This is a genomic window from Streptomyces sp. NPDC030814 (assembly GCF_055572155.1).
Genome location: NZ_JBVIDX010000007.1, coordinates 85,552 through 101,690 on the forward strand (window position 1 = coordinate 85,552; position 16,139 = coordinate 101,690).

Here is a 16,139-nt window from a genome sequence, read left to right on the forward strand (position 1 = left end):
ACTGGTATTCGGACGCACGACAGGGGCCGAACGGTTGCACGACGGGAGGGAAACGCCCGGGAGGTCGCTTATGCCTTCATCGCCGGCTCGCCCACGAAGGTCCGCCAGAGCCGCGCGTACTGTCCGTCGCGGGCGAGGAGTTCCTCGTGGGTGCCGTCCTCGGCGACCCGGCCGTGGTCCATGACGACGACGCGGTCGGCGCGGGCGGCGGTGGTGAGGCGGTGGGCCACGACGAGCGTGGTGCGGCGGCCGGCGAGCCGGTCGGTGGCCTGGTTGACCTGGGCCTCGGTGGCCAGGTCGAGCGCCGCCGTCGCCTCGTCGAGCAGCAGGACGTCCGGGTTCACCAGCTCGGCCCGCGCCAGGGCGATCAGCTGGCGCTGGCCCGCGGAGAGGTTCCGGCCGCGTTCGGCGACCTCGTGGAGGTAGCCGCCGTCGAGGGTGGCGATCATGTCGTGGGCGCCGACGGCCCGCGCGGCGGCCTCCACCTCGGCGTCGGTGGCGTCGGGGCGGCCGTAGGCGATGGCGTCCCTGACGGTGCCCTGGAAGAGGTACGCCTCCTGCGGGACGACGCCCAGCCGGTGCCGGTACGACGCGATGTCGAGGTTCCGCAGATCGGTGCCGTCGACGGTGACCCGGCCGCCGGTGGGGTCGTAGAAGCGGGCGACCAGCTTGACGAGGGTGGACTTCCCGGCGCCGGTCTCGCCGACGAAGGCGACGGTCTGCCCGGCCGGGATCCTCAGGTCGATGCCGCTGAGCGCCTCCTCTTCATCGCCGTACTTGAAGTCCACGCCCTCGAAGGCGATGTCGCCGCGCAGCGACCGCACCTCCACGGGCTCGTCGGCGGACCTCGTCGACGTGGGCTCCTGGAGCAGCTCCTGGATGCGGCCCAGGGAGACGGTGGCCTGCTGGTAGCCGTCGAAGACCTGGGAGAGCTGCTGGACCGGGGCGAAGAACAGGTCGATGTAGAGCAGGTACGCCACCAGGGCGCCGGTCGTCAGGGTGCCCGCGTCGACCCGGCGGGCGCCCACGATGAGCACCGCCGCGGCCGCGGCGGACGACAGGAACTGCACGAACGGGAAGTAGACGGAGATCAGCCACTGCCCGTGCACACGGGCCTTGCGGTAGCTGTCGCTGCCGGCCGCGAACCGCTCGCCGCCGTCGCGCTCGCGCCGGAACGCCTGCACGATCCGCAGTCCGGCCACCGACTCCTGGAGGTCGGCGTTGACGACGGAGATCCGCTCGCGGGCGAGTTCGTACGCCTTCACGCTCGCCCGGCGGAAGAAGAACGTGCAGAAGACCAGCGGCGGGAGCGTGGCGAAGACGACCAGGGCGAGCTGCACGTCGATCACGATCAGGGCGACCATGATGCCGAAGAAGGTGACGACGGAGACGAACGCGGTGACCAGGCCGGTCTGGAGGAACGTCGACAGGGCGTCCACGTCCGTCGTCATCCGGGTCATGATCCGGCCCGTCAGCTCCCGCTCGTAGTAGTCGAGCCCGAGCCGCTGGAGCTGGGCGAAGATCTTCAGCCGGAGCGAGTACAGGACGCGTTCGCCGGTACGGCCGGTCATCCGGGTCTCGCCGACCTGGGCCGCCCACTGGACGAGAACCGAGAGCAGGGCCAGCAGGGACGCGGCCCAGACCCCGCCGAGGACGGCCTGCGAGACGCCCTCGTCGATGCCGTGCCGGATCAGGACGGGCAGCAGCAGACCCATGCCGGCGTCGACCGCGACCAGGGCCAGGCTCAGCAGCAGGGGCAGTCCGAAGCCCCGCAGCAGCCGCCTGAGCCCGTACGAGTCCTCGGGAGCGACCGCGCGGGCCTCGTCGATGTCGGGGGTGTCGTTCGCCGGGGGCAGCGCCTCCACCTGGGCGAGGAGCTCGGGGGTCGCGGGGGTGCCGGCGAAGGCGGCGTCCCGGGGCTCCCGGTCGCCGGTCCACAGCCGGGGCGTGATGCCGCGCTCGGCGTCGAACTCGGCGTCCAGCTCGTCCCTTATCGAGTCGCGCACGGCGTCCTCGGCGGCGGGCGCCTGCCGGAGATGGCCGGGTGAGACGCCGCCCAGCTCGTCGGGGTCGGTGAGCAGCCTGCGGTACAGGGCGGAGCGTCGCTCCAGCTCCTCGTGGGTGCCGATGTCGGCGAGGCGGCCCTGGTCGAGGACGGCGATGCGGTCGGCGAGACCGAGGGTGGAGCGGCGGTGGGCGATGAGCAGGGTCGTACGGCCCTCCATGACGTGCTTCAGGGCCTCGTGGATCTCGTGCTCGACTCGGGCGTCCACGGCGGAGGTCGCGTCGTCTAGGACCAGCAGGCGGGGGTCGCTGAGGATGGCGCGGGCCAGGGCGATGCGCTGGCGCTGGCCGCCGGAGAGGGTCAGGCCGTGTTCGCCGACCTTGGTGGCGTAGCCGCCGGGCAGCTCGGCGATGAAGCGGTCCGCCTGGGCGGCGCGGGCGGCGGCCTCGATCTGCTCGTCCGTGGCGTCGGGGCGGCCGTAGGCGATGTTGTTGCGGACGGTGTCGGAGAAGAGGAAGGAGTCCTCGGGAACCAGGCCGATCGCGGCGCGCAGCGAGTCGAAAGTCAGTTCGCGGACGTCATGGCCGCCGATGAGGACGGCGCCCCCGCTCACGTCGTAGAAGCGCGGCAGCAGCAGCGAGACGGTCGACTTGCCGGAGCCGGAGGAGCCGACGACGGCGAGGGTCTCGCCGGGCCGGATCTCGAAGCTCAGCCCGTTCAGCACGGGGCGGCCGTCCTCGTAGCCGAACGACACGTCGTCGAACTCGACCGTCGCGGGCGCGTCGGCGGGCAGCGTCCTCGTCCCGTCGGTCAGTGTCGGCTCGGTGTCGATCAGCTCCAGCACCCGCTCGGTGCCGGCCCGCGCCTGCTGGCCGACGGTGAGGACCATGGCGAGCATGCGGACGGGGCCGACCAGCTGGGCCAGGTACGTCGAGAAGGCGACGAACGTGCCGAGCGTGATGTGCCCGCGCACCGCGAGCCAGCCGCCGAGTGCCAGCATCGCGACCTGGCCGAGGGCGGGGACGGCCTGCAGGGCGGGGGTGTATCTGGAGTTGAACCGGATGGTACGCAGCCGCCCGGCGAACAGCCGCCGGCCCACGTCGCGCAGTTTCCCGGTCTCCTGCGCCTCCTGCCCGAAGCCCTTCACCACGCGTACGCCGCTGACGGCGCCGTCGACGACGCCCGCGACGGCGGCGGCCTGGGCCTGGGCGTACCAGGTGGCCGGGTGGAGCCGGGCGCGGCTGCGGACGGCGATCCACCACAGGGCGGGAGCGACGGCCAGCGCGACCAGGGTGAGCGGGATGGACAGCCACGCCATGACGACGAGGGAGATCACGAACAGCAGGAGGTTGCCGATGGTCATCGGCAGCATGAAGAGCAGACCCTGGATGAGCTGGAGGTCGCTGGTGGCGCGGCCGACGACCTGCCCCGTGGACAGCTCGTCCTGACGGCGCCCGTCGAGCCGGGTGATCGTCCCGAACATCTCCGTGCGGAGGTCGTGCTGGACGTCGAGGGCGAGGCGGCCACCGTAGTAGCGGCGGATGTAGGTGAAGACGTAGACCAGGAGGGCGGAGCCGATGAGGGCGCCGGCCCAGGGCATCATGGCGCGGGTCTTGTCGCCGATGACATCGTCGATGATCACCTTGGTGATCAGGGGGACGAGCGCCATCAGGCCCATGCCGGCGAGGGACGAGCCCAGGGCGAGGACGACGTCCTTGGGGTACCGCCAGGCGTATGCGGCGAGCCGACGGGCCCATCCGGGGGTCTGCCCGGCCTCCGGTTTCGTCGCCGGATCTCCCATGGCGTCCTCCCCCTGTCGCGCGGCCACGCGGTGCCCTCCTCGTCGTGCGGGTACGTCCGGAAGGGACCAACGCCGTGGAGTGCGGATTTCATCCCGGCGCCCCTCGGATGCCGTGCGCCGGCCCGATACGCGACCAGGGCACGGGCGGCCCCGGAGGCCCGGGGCACGCGCATGGTTCGGACTTTCTCCACCGGCGCCCGGCCGGCGCCCGTGCCGCGCGCACCGCACGCAGCCGCTTTCCGTCAGGCAGGGGGCACGTCGTGGCCGGGGCGGTCGGCTCCGGGATTCTGGGCAACCAAGGGCTGTCCCGTGATCCGCGGTGGATCAGCGCACGGCATCGCCACGCGGTGCGTCGCAAGGCGGAGGGGCGTCCGCGCACCGGATGCATGCGGGCGTTCCAGCAATGCGGCGAGGTGCCGTACCCGGCGTCGTGCGCCCGCCGGGGATGGCGGGACAGCCCTTGGCCATGCCGGCTCTGCGCTGCACCCTCCTCACGGAGTGTGAAGGAGTGAGGGCCACGCGCGACTGACCTACGCCTGCTCCTTGTAGACGGCTTCGACGTTGTTGCCGTCCGGATCGTCCACGAACGCGCAATAGGCGCCGTACTCGGGCCAGAGCCGGGGTTCGTACCGGGACGTGCCACCAGCGGCCAGGGCGGCCTCATGGAAGCTGTCGACCGAGGCTCGGTCGCGTGCGGTGAACGCGATGTGTGCGCCCCGGGTCACCGTGGCGTCGCCCGCGGGGTACAGACCGAAGGAAGGGGTGTCCAGCTCCTCTTCCCAGAACTCTGCTCCGCCGTCAGCCGCTTCCCCGACGACACCGAGAGGCTTCAGCGCGGCGGTGTAGAAGCGGGTGCTCGCCTCGAGGTCCGAGGCGATGAAGGTGACGTGGTGGATGAAGGGCCATCGTTGTGTCATGACCGCGCAGTCTACGAGTGCCGAACGTCGCAGCCCGGCACCGGGCTTGATGGAGCATCACGTTCGTCGGCCCCTGGCGGCGGCTGGAAGGCTCACACCCCGCATCCCGTCCGCTCTGCCTGGCAGAGCCGCACCCGAGTGAGATGACCTCTCACGCACCTGCTCCCCCAACTCCGGCTCTTGCGGGACCAGTTGGGGGGGGTGGCGCGTCGACGAAGAGGCGGGCGACAACCGCCTCGGCGGTATTACGCCGCGGTCTCCGCCCGCTCCTCCTCCGTGGTGATCGCAGGCTCCTCGGCGGAGCTCTCGTCCCGGCTGAAGAGGCAGATGCCGGCGCACGCCGCCGCGATCACCGCGGCCACGTACCAGTTCCCGCCCGGCACGTCCCACGACGTCGCCAGGTCGAACAGTGCGCCCGCCGGCAGGGAGCCGACCATGTTGCCGGCGCTGCGGAAGAAGTGCATCGCGCCCATGGCCTTGGCGAGCCGGTCCGCGGGGACCTTGCGGGCGACCCAGATGTCGAAGGACGGAACGAAGAGGATCTCGCCCAGGACGACCGTGAGGCAGCCCACCACGATCCACGGGTGGGAGCGGGCGAAGCCGGTCGTCCACGAGCACGACCAGCAGCGCCCCGCACTGCTCACCGACGAGACCCGGCTGCATGTGCTGCGGCTCATGGTCGACGGCTACACCGACGCGGCAATCGCGAGCCGCCTCGGCATCAGCACCCGGACCGTCGCCAGCCATCTGAAGAAGGTCGGTGACCTGCTGGGCAGCAACAGCCGCGCCCAGCTGGCCTGTCTGACCGCGAAGAGCGGCTTGCTGGACGACCCCGCGTCGAGCGCCTGCGAGTGCGACCGCCCTTCCTGAGGCCACCGGCTCCCGCACCGGCCGGCCCCGCCGGGTCAGCGACCGCCGCCCCGCCTCGGCACGCCACCACGCTTCGGCACTCCGCCCAACCGGCGGCGTGGTTCCGGGCCGCACGCCGCCCATACGGCGAGCGTTCCGGTCAGGACCCCGGCCCAGAGCGTGTGGGCGTCCGCCCACCGGGGGTCGCCGGGGGGCACGAACAGCGCGTGCTCGTAGGGGAGGAACACCGCCGCCGCGACCGGGAGCGCCGGGACCGCGGCGGCCACGGCCGGTCCGGGCAGCCGGACCTCGCTGAACCGCACCGCCGCCCCGGCCATCGCGAGCGCCAGCCCGGACAGCGCCCCGGCCTCGACCGTGAGGGCCCCGGTGGGCAGCGCGGCCCACGCCTCGGAGTCGGCGCCCGCCCCTACGACGCCCAGGACCGCCGCCCACCAGAGCGCGCCCACGAACCACACCACGGCCACCCGCAGCGTCTGCCGCAGCGGGCGCGGCACGGGGGTGACCCCGGTGGTGTGCCGGGCCGGATCGTCCAGGGCGAACGCCATGCCCACCGCCCCGCACAGGGCCGCCGCCCGCACCACGTTGGCCAGCACCGCCGGCGGGAGGTGCAGCGAGAACAGGACCGGTACTGCGGCGACGAGCAGCCCCACCGCCCAGCCGGCGGCGAGCAGCCGCCAGGGCAGTGACCGCACCGTGGGCCGCGTCAGGGCCGCCGCCACCGCCGCCCGCCGTCTCATGCGCACATCCATTCCCGGTCGACGGCCGTCTCGGCCGGGGCCTTCACACCCAGCAGGGCGGCCGCGCGATCGGTGGTCGTACCGGCGGCCGACAGCTCAGCCCAGTGCCCCCGCACGGCGCGTCCCACCTCCCCCTGCGGCCGGGCGAGCAACCGCTCGACCACGGTGAGTTCGCGGTCGCGCAGGGCGATCGCGGTGACCGGAGCCTGGATCACCCCGGGGCTGTTGAAGGCGTCCCCGGTCTTGTCGAACAGGGCCTCGCCGTCGCGGGTCGCGCGGATCGCCAGCCACACCATGAGCAGGCCCCGCGCGTCGCAGTACGCCCCCTCGTACCGCTCGTGCCCGACGACCAGCCCCCGGGCGACGCTCGCCGCGAACTCCAGCTCCCGTTCCCCGCCCCAGGCCGTGCTCGCCGTCACCTCGCCGGGTGCGGCGGGCAAGGGCTCCTGAACACCCGACGGCCCGTCGAGGGCGTTGACCTTCTGCCGTACCGTCAGGGCCTGTTCGGTGGCGGGGCCCCCCGCCAGCGACCGCACCCGGTCCGTGACCGGGGCCCACTCGTCGATCCAGGGCGTGAACTCGGGGAAGGCGCAGTACGTCGTCGGCCCGTGCCGCTCGCAGTCCTGCACCTCGGCCGGGTCACGGGTTGCCACGACGCGTGCCTCGCGCACCGCGTCCGACGGTGCCGTGCCCTGGAGCACGACAGTGACCACGACCGCACCGAGCGCCGTGAGCGCGGTGGCCCGTACGGCCCTCGTCCGGCCGCCGCTCACCAAGACCGCGCCCGCCGCCGCCAGCACCGCGAGCGCGAGCAGGTACAGCGCGTGCCAGCCCGCGGGTCGCCCGAGCAGGCCGGACGGCAGCGGCCGGGCGCCCTCGTCGAAGAGGACGGGCGCCATGCCGCGCAGCCAGGCCGGGCTGCTGGAGTCGGCCACGAAGACGAAGGCGGCGGCGATGACGGTGACCGCGGCGAGCGGCGCCACGAACGACGACCGGATCACCCGGCCCAGCAGGACGCCCGCAACGGCGGGCAGCAGGACCAACAGCGGTCCGGTCACCAGTTCGAACACCGAGCCGTGGCCCACCGCCCCGGGTTTCAGTGCCTCGGCGGTGAACTGCCCGGCCACGATCAGGGACCCGACCAGCACGGTCGGCAGCACCGACAGGACATGCGCGCAGGTGCGCCGCCACGGCTGCACCACCAGCACCGCGAAGGTGCCGTCGGTGCCCCGCCGGTGCGAGCGCAGTACCCCGAGGTTCGCGGCGATCATCACCGCGAGGCCCAGGACCAGCTGTCCCAGCTGGGTCTCGCGGTCGACGTCCTGGAGGACCGGGTAGGCGTCCTCGGGCTCGCCGCCCGGCCACAGCAGCAGCGCCAGGTATCCCGCCAGCGCGACCAGCACCAGAGGGTGCAGCAGCAGGCGCCGCGCCTCCACGCGGGCCAGCGCGAGCACCGCCCGCCGGCCGTCCCCGGCCGGCGGCGGCGCGAGTGCGGTGACCGGGGGCCGGGTCAGGGCCGTCACGCCGCCACCTCCGCCACCGTGTCGCCGCCGAGCGCCAGCAGATAGCCGTCCTCCAGCGTCGGCTCCACCAGCCGGGCCCCCTCCGGCGGGTCCCCGACGTTGCGGAACTCGCCGGTGCCGGTGCGCCAGCCGGCCCGGGCGCCCGGCTGCCGCTCCGTGCTGCGCCACACCCGGCCGTCGGCCACCGCCGTCAGCTCGGCCGGGGTGCCGTCGAACCGCACCCGTCCCTTGTCCATGACCACCACCCGGTGGCACAGCATCGCCACGTCCTCGGTCTGATGGGTGGACAGCAGCACCGTGCGGCCCTCGCCGGCCTCCGCGATCAGTTCCCGGAACCGCATCCGCTGCTCCGGGTCCAGTCCCACCGTGGGCTCGTCCAGGACCAGGAAACCCGGGTCGCCGACCAGGGCCGCGGCCAGCGCCACGCGCTGCTTCATGCCTCCGGAGAGTTTCCGGATCTTCCTTCCGCGCACCTCGGCGAGCCCGACCGCGTCGAGGACCCGGCGGACCTCGGCGTGCCGGGTCCGCCGGTCCGTCAGCTCCTTGAGGATCGCCACGTAGTCGACGAACTCGAAGGCGGTGAAGTCGGGGTGGAATCCGGGGTTCTGCGGCAGATAGCCCAGCGCCCTGCGGGCGTCCTGCCGGCCGGTGACGGTGCTCGGGTCGTGGCCGAGCACGGTGAACGCCCCGTTGTCCGGCGCGGTCGCCGTCGCGAGGATCCGCAGCAGCGTCGTCTTGCCCGCGCCGTTCGGCCCGAGCAGTCCGGTGACGCCTTCGGTGAGGCGCAGCGTCACATCGTCCACCGCCCTGGTGCCTCGATAGCTCAGGGCCAGGCCGGCGGCCGAGACCGTGGGTCGTGTCATGACAGCCTCCTGGCTGCGGTTGGAAGGGTTCGCGAGGACTGGAAGGAGGGGCCGGGCAGGGCCGCGCTGTCGAAGCGGTCGCGTGCCGCCACCAGCAGCACCGTCGCCACCACGGCGACCGCCGCCGCCCCGCCCTGGCCCTCGGCGGTGAAGGGCAGCGGCGTGCCGGAGGCCAGCAGGCGGCTCAGCGCCACCAGGGCTGTCCAGGCGCCGCCGACCAACGCGGGCGCGAGGACGGGCCCCAACCGGGCCGTCAGCGCGACGCCGGTCGAGGTCAGCGCGAGGGCCGGCAGCAGCCAGCCGAGCGCCGCGAAACCCAGCGACGGCAGCGCCAGGCTCGCCAGCGCGCTCAGCGCCGTCGTCGTCGCCAGCACGGCCACCGTCCGCACCATCAGCAGCCGGAACGTGTGCATCGGCGCGACCACGGCCGACTCGTACGTCGGGTCGAGGCCCGGGCCGAACGAGACGGCCACCCCCGCCAGCGGCAGCAGCGGGGCCGTGGCCAGCAGCATCAGCGGTGACGCGGCGACCGCCACGCAGACGGCGAGCAGCAGGGTGAGCACCACGGCGCCGAGCCAGGAGGCGCGCAGCAGCGGGGTCGCCGCGAGCAGCCGCGCGGTGTGCTCGGCGACCCCGAACCGGATCAGCAGGGACTCGAGGGGGCCGGGCCGTGGGGCGTCGAGTTCGGCGTCCAGGCGGGCCCAGCCCTCGTCGGTCTCGGCGGGCGCGACGTGGGACCCGAGCGCCGTCCGGCAGCCGGCGCAGGCGGCGAGGTGGGTCTCGACGGACCACAGCCGGGGCGGCGCCAGTGCTCCGGCGGCGTACTCCCGCAGGTCCTCGTCATCGGTGTGCCAGCTCATGCCAGGCCCTCCCGCAGTTGCTTCCGGGCGCGCATGGCCCGGGTCTTGACCGTGCCGGGCGGAATGCCCAGCAGGACGGCCGCCTCACGGGTCGTCAGACCGTCGATGACCGTGGCCTGGAGCACCGCCCGCAGTTCCGGTGAGAGCGCGGCGAGCGAGCCCGCCAGGTCGCCGTGGCGCACCCGGGCCAGCACCTGTTCCTCGGCGGACGCCTCGTCGCGGTGGCGCAGCCGGGCCAGCGCCTGCCGCAGCCGGCCGCGGGCGCCGTCGCCGCGCAGCGCGTCCACCAGTCGGCGCGACCCGATCCGCCACAGCCAGCCCGCCACGTCGCCCTCGCGGTGGTAGCGGGCCGCTCCCCGCCACACGTCGAGGAACGTCTCCTGCACCACGTCGTCGACCAGCACCGGATCGGCGCACCGTCCGCGCAGCCGCAGCCTGAGCCACGGCGCGTAGTGGCGGTACAGCTCCTCGAAGGCGCGACGGTCGCCGTCCGCGACGGCCCGCATCAGTGCGGCGTCGCCCGGACTCCCCCGCTTCATGTCGCTCACACCTCCTCATCGGACGAGGGCCCCCCGACGGTTCACGCGGCGGCCGCCCCGACGGGCGAGGGGCCCCGCCGTACACGTCGGCGGGGCCCCTCGACCGGGAACGGACCGGCGGTTCAGGGCAGGCGGACCCGCAGCGCGTAGAAGCGGGTCGTCTGGGCGGCGTTCTGGTTGTCGTCGCTGACGAGCAGCACGTCCAGGCGGCCGTGGCGCCGCCCGGTGACCGTCATGCCCTCGATGTTGTCGAGCAGCGGGTTGGGCTGCGGCTGCTTGGCGGTGGCGCCGAGGCTCGGGCAGTTCACCAGGTCGGCGAGGAGGGTCTTGCGGACGAGCCGCACCCCGTCGTCCCGGCCGGTGAGGACGTCGACGCCGCTGGTGTCGGTGGCCCGGCGGATGTCGGCGAGGTGGAGGCGGACGGTGTTGCCGACGCCCGCGGTGAAGCCTCGTTCCAGTACGAGGAGTCGCCCGCCGGGCAGCCCGGCGGCCTCCACGACCCCGAGCCCGGTGTCAGCGCGGTAGCCGTACTGGGCGCCGAGCCGGAAGTCCCGGCCGTCGCCGTGCCGCCGCCAGGTCTGGAAGCGGACGACGTCGGCGGTGTCGCCGGCGAGCGCCTCCTCCATGGTGGCGAGCAGGACGCGGCCGCCGGGCAGGAGGGTGAGGCCCTCGAAGGTCTGGTTGGCGGTGGCCCTCCCGGCCGGGCCGACCTTCAGCGCCTCTGGCACGGGCAGGCTGCCCAGCGGGCGGCCCGCGGGGTCGTACCGGCGCACGGACGGCTCGGTCTCCGAGGCGACCAGCCGGGTGCCGTCCCGGTCGACGGCCAGGCCCTCGGAGTCGAGCACGGCACCGGTGTCGGTGGCCAGCGGCACGACGCCTTCCGGCCGCAGGGTGCGGGCGTCCAGGGCGAGGAGGGAGGAGCGGTCGGAGAGGGCGAGGAGCGAGCCGTCGGCATCCACGGCCAGGGCGGAGACGTTGCCGACGAACGTGCCCTCGTACGTCGTCTTGTCGAGGGCGTCGGAGTACCCGGCGATGGACACGGCGGGTGAACACGCCGTGCGGGGGCCGGCGTTCGCCGGTCCGGCGGCGGTGAGGCAGGTGGCGGCGGCGAGAGTGGCGGTGGCGGTGGCCAGTACGGTCCGCAGACGGGTCGTCAGAAGGGTTCTCGGGCGCATGGCGGTCACCGTAGGGCGGCTCGATGCCGTCGAGGTGGACTCCCCGTGAATCGGCCGGATCCGTCCGCCGCGGGCCGTGGAAACAGCGAAGGCAAGGAGTCACCTACTCCTTGCCACTCTCAACATATAGCGCACGGGGGGCCTTGCGGCAAGGCCCCCCGTGTCCCGCACAATCACCGGCCGAAGCCGTGGTCGGCGGGAAATGGGGGATCGCGTCATGCGGGTTTTGTTGATGTCGTACGGGTCGCGCGGGGACGTGGAGCCGCTGGCGGGACTGGCGGTGCGGCTGCGGGAGCTCGGTGCCGAGGCGCTGGTGTGCGCGCCCCCGGACGAGGAGTTCGCGGAGCTGCTGGCCAGGGTCGGGGTCCCGCATGTGCCGTTCGGTCCGCCGGTGCGTTCGCTGGCGGTGGGGGCGAGGCCGCCGACGCAGGAGGACGCGTTCCGGCTGGCGGCCGACCTGGTCGCCGCGCACTTCGAGACGGTCGGCACGGCGGCCGAGGGGTGTGACGCGCTGGTGGCGACCGGGCTGCTGCCGGCCGGCGCCCGGTCGGTCGCCGAGAAGCACGGAATGCGCTACGTGTACGCGGGCTTCCATCCGCTGGGGCTGCCGTCGCCGCACTTCCCCCCGCCGCCGCGTCCCGGCCCGCCCGCCCCGCCGGGGCTGACCGACAACCGGGCGCTGTGGGATCTGGACGCACGCAGGGTGAACGCCCTGTACGGCGAGGCCCTCAACACCCACCGGGCCACGATCGGCCTCGACCCGGTGGACAACGTCCGCGACCACGTCTTCACCGACCGGCCGTGGCTGGCGGCGGACCCGGTTCTCGGCCCGTGCGAGGGGCTGACCCATCTGGACGTGGTGCAGACCGGCGCGTGGTTCCTGCCGGACGAGCGCCCGCTGCCCGAGGACCTGTCGGCGTGGCTGGAGGCGGGCGAACCCCCGGTGTACGTGGGCTTCGGCAGCATGGCGATGCGTTCCCCGGACCTCGCCCGGGTGGCCGTCGAGGCGGTTCGCGCGCAGGGCCGCCGGGTGCTCCTCGGGCGCGGCTGGGCCGGGCTGGGCCCCGTCGACGACCGGGACGACTGCTTCACCGTCGGTGAGGTCAGCCATCAGACGCTGTTCGCCCGCGTGGCCGCCGTCGTGCACCACGGCGGTGCGGGCACCACCGTGAAGGCCACCCGCTCCGGGGCGCCCCAGGTGGTCGTACCCCAGGTCGTGGACCAGCCGTACTGGGCGGGCCGCGTGGCCGAGCTGGGCATCGGCGCGGGCCACGACGGCCCCGTTCCGACGTACGCGTCCCTGTCGGCGGCGCTGGAGGTGGCCCTGGCCCCCGGGACCGGCGTACGGGCGAAGTCGGTCGCCGCCACCATCCGCACCGACGGCACGACGGTGGCCGTGCGGCTGCTGCTCGACGGCGCCGCCGCGAGTGCGCCGCTCGCGTCCGAGTGAGCCGTTCCCCCACACCGTGCGTTCCCCCAGACCGTGCCGCACACCAGGGTCCGCAGCGGCCCCAGATCGGAGTCACACGCAGTGAATTCCCTGACCACCAGCGCGTTCTCCCTTCCCGAGCGCCTCGCCGCCAAGGCGGACCCCGCGCTGATCGCCGGTGACGAGCGGCACTTCGCGGCCGTCGCCCGGTGTCTGGAGCAGACGATCACCGAGGTGTCCGCCCGTCTCGCGGCCGAGCGCAGGGCGCCGGGCGGCACGGGCAGGCAGGCGATGGACCGGGACGCGGAGATCCACCGGCTGACCGCCCGGCTGCGCACCCTGCGCCGCTTCGGGCTGGATCTGTGCCTCGGCCGTATGGTCGGCGCGGACGGCGCGGAGCCCGTCTACGTCGGACGGCTCGGCCTCACCGACAGCTCGGGCCGCCGGCTGCTCGTCGACTGGCGTTCCCCGGCGGCGGAGCCGTTCTTCGGGGCGACCCACGCCCACCCGATGGGGCTGGCGAGCCGCCGCAGGTACCGCTGGACGGACGGCCGGATCAGCGACTACTGGGACGAGGTGTTCGCCCCGGACGGGTTCGAGGGGCATGCCGCGCTCGACGACCAGTCCGCCTTCATCGCCAGTCTCGCCGGCAACCGGTCGGAGCGGATGCGGGACGTCCTCGGCACCATCCAGGCCGACCAGGACGCCGTCATCCGCGCGGGCTCGCGTGGCGCCCTCGTCGTCGACGGCGGGCCCGGCACGGGCAAGACGGTCGTCGCCCTGCACCGCTCCGCCTACCTCCTGCACGCCGACCCCCGCGTCGACCACCGCCGCGGCGGCATCCTGTTCGTCGGCCCGCACCGGCCCTATCTGTCGTACGTCGCCGATGTCCTGCCGAGCCTCGGCGAGGAGGGCGTACAGATCTGCGTACTGCGGGACCTGGTCGCCGAGGGCGCCGGCGCCGGGATCGAGGCCGACCCGGACGTGGCCCGGCTGAAAGCGTCCGCCGGCATGGTGAAGGCGATCGAGGCGGCCGTCCGGTTCTACGAGGAGCCGCCCACCGAGGGGCTGCTGGTCGAGACCCACTGGTCGGACGTGTGGGTGAGCCCCGACGACTGGGCCGAGGCGTTCGCGGCGGCGGAGCCCGGCACCCCGCACAACGAGGCCCGCGAGCAGGTGTGGGACGAACTGCTCACGATCCTGGTGGACAAGCACGACGACGAGACCTCGCCCGCCCTGCTCAGGAAGTCACTGGCGAAGGACCGGGACCTGCTGGCCGCCTTCGACCACGCGTGGCCGCTGATCGAGGCCGCCGACCTGGTAGCGGACTTGTGGACGGTCCCCGCCTACTTGCGCAGGTGCGCGCCCTGGCTCGGCCCCGAGGACGTACGGAAGTTGCGGCGGACGGCGGACCCGCAGGCGTGGACGGTGTCGGACCTGCCGCTCCTCGACGCGGCCCGGCAGCGGCTCGGCGACCCGGAGACGGCCCGGCGCAGGCGCCGCCAGGAGGCCGTCCTCGCCGCCCAGCGCGCACGCATGGAGCAGGTCGTCGACAACCTGATCGAGGCGGCGGCCGCCTCCGGCGCCGACGGGGACGACGGCGAGGGCCTCGTGGTCATGCTGCGCGGCCCGGACGCCCGGGTGAGCCTGGTCGACGAGTCCGAACTGCCCACCGCCGAGCCGGATCTGCTCGCCGGCCCGTTCGCGCACATCGTGGTGGACGAGGCGCAGGAACTGACCGACGCGGAATGGCAGATGCTGCTGCTGCGCTGCCCGTCGCGGAGCTTCACCATCGTCGGCGACCGCGCCCAGGCCCGGCACGGGTTCACGGAGTCCTGGCGGGAGAGGCTGCAGCGGGTCGGCCTCGACCGCGTCGAACTGGCCTCGCTGAGCATCAACTACCGGACACCTGCGGAGATCATGGCGGAGGCCGAGCCGGTCATCCGGGCGGCGCTGCCGGACGCCAACGTCCCGACGTCCATCCGCAGTGGCGGCGTGCCCGTCCTCCACGGGGCCGCCGTCCGGCGCGACGCGATCATCGAGGAGTGGCTCGCCGCACACGACGAAGGGATCGCCTGTGTCATCGGCGATCCCTCGTTCCGGGCGACCTCACGGGTCCGCTCCCTGACCCCCGAGCTGGCGAAGGGCCTCGAGTTCGACCTGGTCGTCCTGGTCGACCCGGAGGACTTCGGCGAGGGCGTCGAGGGAGCGGTGGACCGCTATGTGGCGATGACCCGGGCGACACGGCAGCTCGTCGTCCTGACAAGTGACCGACGATCGACTGACGAGCGACTGAGCGGCTGACGAGTGACTGAGCGGCTGTGCGGCTGACGCCGGCCCGGGGACGCCGTCGACGGTGGTCAGGCGTCGACGGCGGACGCGTGGGCGTCGGCCCGCGGCCGTGCATGGGCGTCAGCCCGCCCCGTGCATGGGCGTCAGTCCGCCGGCGGCACCGCCGGGAGGGCCTCCTTCGGCTCGCTCGTGGGCACGTAGCGCTGCGCCGTCGCGGCGCTCGTCACGGGCACCAGGTCCTTGTGGATGACCTTGGCGACGGCCTGGATGCTGTTGACGCCGTACGTCATGTCGGGGTTGCCGTGGGTGAGGACGGTGATGCGGTAGTCACGGCCGCCGCCCTGGAACACGCCGACGCTGTGCACCCGCCAGCCGTGCGTGGCCCGCGACAGCCAGCCGTTCTTCACGTGCACCTTCACCGTGGACGGCGCCCCGGCCGGGGTGCCCCAGCGCTGCGAGGAGACGACCTGGTTCATCAGCTTCAGCACATAGGCGCGGGCGTTGTCGCTGAGGACGGTGTTCTTCGCGGCGAGAAGCGCGAGCAGCCGCTGCTCGTCGCGGACCGTGATCTGGGTGAGGCCCCAGTAGTTGTTCGCGCCGGGCTTGGTCTGGGTCATCTTGGCGGCCGCCAGAAAACCCTTGATCTTGGCCATGCCGAGCTGCTTCCACAGGGTGCTGGTGGCGGCGTTGTCGGACTTGGTGATCATGGCGGTGGCGAGCCTGGTCTCACGGTCGGTGAGGTACCGGTCGGCCTTCTTGGCGTCCCAGAGGAGCGCCGCGAGAACGGTCACCTTCACCACGCTGGCCGAGTCGTACGCGGAACTGCCGCGCAGGGTGCAGGTGGTGTTGGTGGTCCGGTCGTAGACCCCGACAGCCATCGTGCCCTTGCGCTTGGCGACCGCCGCCGCGATGTCCTTCTGGAGTTTCTCGGCCAGCCCCGCCTTGTCCGATGTGCAGGTGACGGGCGGTGGTGCGGCGGCGGCGTTCGGCGCGAGACCGACGGTGAGCGGCAGGAGCAGTCCGGCCCCTATGCCCGTGGCGAGCACACGGGTTCTGCGGGACGTCCGGCGCGTCCGGGACATCCGGTGAGTCATTAAGGTTTCCCCCTCGGGTGACGGCGAACGCACT

The 16,139-nt window shown here is 73.6% G+C and carries 13 protein-coding genes; 3 read left to right on the plus strand and 10 right to left on the minus strand.

Annotated elements, in window-relative coordinates; translation table 11 throughout:
* Window positions 1-68 precede the first annotated feature (68 nt).
* The 3 genes from ACZ43N_RS17075 to ACZ43N_RS17085 all read right to left on the minus strand — a co-directional run bounded on the left by ACZ43N_RS17075 (window position 69) and on the right by ACZ43N_RS17085 (window position 5,298).
* Complete coding sequence (locus tag ACZ43N_RS17075) at window positions 69-3,806, minus strand: ABC transporter ATP-binding protein (protein WP_468098616.1); 3,738 nt, start codon at window positions 3,804-3,806, stop codon at window positions 69-71.
* A 530-nt stretch (window positions 3,807-4,336) separates the two neighbouring features.
* The gene (locus ACZ43N_RS17080; RefSeq protein ID WP_468098276.1) at window positions 4,337-4,723 is read right to left on the minus strand and encodes a VOC family protein; all 387 of its coding nucleotides are present in this window, start codon (window positions 4,721-4,723) and stop codon (window positions 4,337-4,339) included.
* 245 nt (window positions 4,724-4,968) lie between these two features.
* A complete protein-coding gene (locus tag ACZ43N_RS17085; RefSeq protein WP_468098278.1) occupies window positions 4,969-5,298 on the minus strand; it encodes a hypothetical protein in 330 nt (109 codons plus the stop codon).
* On the opposite strand from ACZ43N_RS17085, the gene ACZ43N_RS17090 reads away from it, so the two are divergent.
* Window positions 5,282-5,593 (plus strand): response regulator transcription factor, encoded by a 312-nt coding sequence (locus tag ACZ43N_RS17090; RefSeq protein ID WP_468098279.1) that lies wholly within the window; start codon window positions 5,282-5,284, stop codon window positions 5,591-5,593. The two genes, ACZ43N_RS17085 and ACZ43N_RS17090, sit on opposite strands and share 17 nt — an antisense overlap.
* A gap of 35 nt (window positions 5,594-5,628) precedes the next feature.
* Here the strand turns inward: ACZ43N_RS17090 and ACZ43N_RS17095 are convergent, their stop codons facing one another.
* The 6 genes from ACZ43N_RS17095 to ACZ43N_RS17120 form a co-directional block, all read right to left on the minus strand.
* Window positions 5,629-6,330, minus strand: a complete 702-nt coding sequence (locus tag ACZ43N_RS17095; protein ID WP_468098281.1) for an ABC transporter — start codon at window positions 6,328-6,330, stop codon at window positions 5,629-5,631.
* Complete coding sequence (locus ACZ43N_RS17100) at window positions 6,327-7,853, minus strand: ABC transporter permease (protein ID WP_468098283.1); 1,527 nt, start codon at window positions 7,851-7,853, stop codon at window positions 6,327-6,329. Before ACZ43N_RS17100 ends, ACZ43N_RS17095 begins: the two co-directional genes overlap by 4 nt.
* Window positions 7,850-8,716 carry an ABC transporter ATP-binding protein gene (locus ACZ43N_RS17105; RefSeq protein ID WP_468098285.1) on the minus strand — a complete coding sequence of 289 codons (867 nt, stop codon included), beginning with the start codon at window positions 8,714-8,716 and terminating at the stop codon, window positions 7,850-7,852. Before ACZ43N_RS17105 ends, ACZ43N_RS17100 begins: the two co-directional genes overlap by 4 nt.
* Window positions 8,713-9,576 carry a cupin domain-containing protein gene (locus ACZ43N_RS17110; RefSeq protein WP_468098286.1) on the minus strand — a complete coding sequence of 288 codons (864 nt, stop codon included), beginning with the start codon at window positions 9,574-9,576 and terminating at the stop codon, window positions 8,713-8,715. The genes ACZ43N_RS17105 and ACZ43N_RS17110 overlap by 4 nt, the downstream gene beginning before the upstream one ends.
* Entirely contained in the window at window positions 9,573-10,115 is a 543-nt protein-coding gene (locus ACZ43N_RS17115) for an RNA polymerase sigma factor (protein ID WP_468071661.1), read from the minus strand. Before ACZ43N_RS17115 ends, ACZ43N_RS17110 begins: the two co-directional genes overlap by 4 nt.
* A gap of 122 nt (window positions 10,116-10,237) precedes the next feature.
* On the minus strand, window positions 10,238-11,290 hold the full coding sequence (locus ACZ43N_RS17120; RefSeq protein ID WP_468098288.1) for an esterase-like activity of phytase family protein: 1,053 nt from the start codon (window positions 11,288-11,290) through the stop codon (window positions 10,238-10,240).
* A gap of 217 nt (window positions 11,291-11,507) precedes the next feature.
* Here ACZ43N_RS17120 and ACZ43N_RS17125 point away from each other — a divergent pair, with 217 nt between their 5' ends.
* Both ACZ43N_RS17125 and helR read left to right on the plus strand, forming a co-directional pair.
* Window positions 11,508-12,740 carry a glycosyltransferase gene (locus ACZ43N_RS17125; protein WP_468098290.1) on the plus strand — a complete coding sequence of 411 codons (1,233 nt, stop codon included), beginning with the start codon at window positions 11,508-11,510 and terminating at the stop codon, window positions 12,738-12,740.
* Window positions 12,741-12,821: 81 nt separating this feature from the next.
* The gene (gene helR, locus ACZ43N_RS17130) at window positions 12,822-15,023 is read left to right on the plus strand and encodes an RNA polymerase recycling motor ATPase HelR (protein WP_468098292.1); all 2,202 of its coding nucleotides are present in this window, start codon (window positions 12,822-12,824) and stop codon (window positions 15,021-15,023) included.
* A gap of 131 nt (window positions 15,024-15,154) precedes the next feature.
* Here the strand turns inward: helR and ACZ43N_RS17135 are convergent, their stop codons facing one another.
* Window positions 15,155-16,093, minus strand: a complete 939-nt coding sequence (locus ACZ43N_RS17135; RefSeq protein ID WP_468098294.1) for a serine hydrolase — start codon at window positions 16,091-16,093, stop codon at window positions 15,155-15,157.
* Between the last annotated feature and the right edge of the window lie 46 nt (window positions 16,094-16,139).

What these genes read in the sequence shown, in the direction of transcription:
- ACZ43N_RS17075 (WP_468098616.1), bottom strand. Translation starts at nt 3,806, where the DNA reads ATGGGAGATCCGGCGACGAAACCGGAGGCCGGGCAGACCCCCGGATGG.
- ACZ43N_RS17080 (WP_468098276.1), bottom strand. Translation starts at nt 4,723, where the DNA reads ATGACACAACGATGGCCCTTCATCCACCACGTCACCTTCATCGCCTCG.
- ACZ43N_RS17095 (WP_468098281.1), bottom strand. Translation starts at nt 6,330, where the DNA reads ATGAGACGGCGGGCGGCGGTGGCGGCGGCCCTGACGCGGCCCACGGTG.
- ACZ43N_RS17105 (WP_468098285.1), bottom strand. Translation starts at nt 8,716, where the DNA reads ATGACACGACCCACGGTCTCGGCCGCCGGCCTGGCCCTGAGCTATCGA.
- ACZ43N_RS17110 (WP_468098286.1), bottom strand. Translation starts at nt 9,576, where the DNA reads ATGAGCTGGCACACCGATGACGAGGACCTGCGGGAGTACGCCGCCGGA.
- ACZ43N_RS17115 (WP_468071661.1), bottom strand. Translation starts at nt 10,115, where the DNA reads ATGAAGCGGGGGAGTCCGGGCGACGCCGCACTGATGCGGGCCGTCGCG.
- ACZ43N_RS17120 (WP_468098288.1), bottom strand. Translation starts at nt 11,290, where the DNA reads ATGCGCCCGAGAACCCTTCTGACGACCCGTCTGCGGACCGTACTGGCC.
- ACZ43N_RS17125 (WP_468098290.1), top strand. Translation starts at nt 11,508, where the DNA reads ATGCGGGTTTTGTTGATGTCGTACGGGTCGCGCGGGGACGTGGAGCCG.
- ACZ43N_RS17135 (WP_468098294.1), bottom strand. Translation starts at nt 16,093, where the DNA reads ATGTCCCGGACGCGCCGGACGTCCCGCAGAACCCGTGTGCTCGCCACG.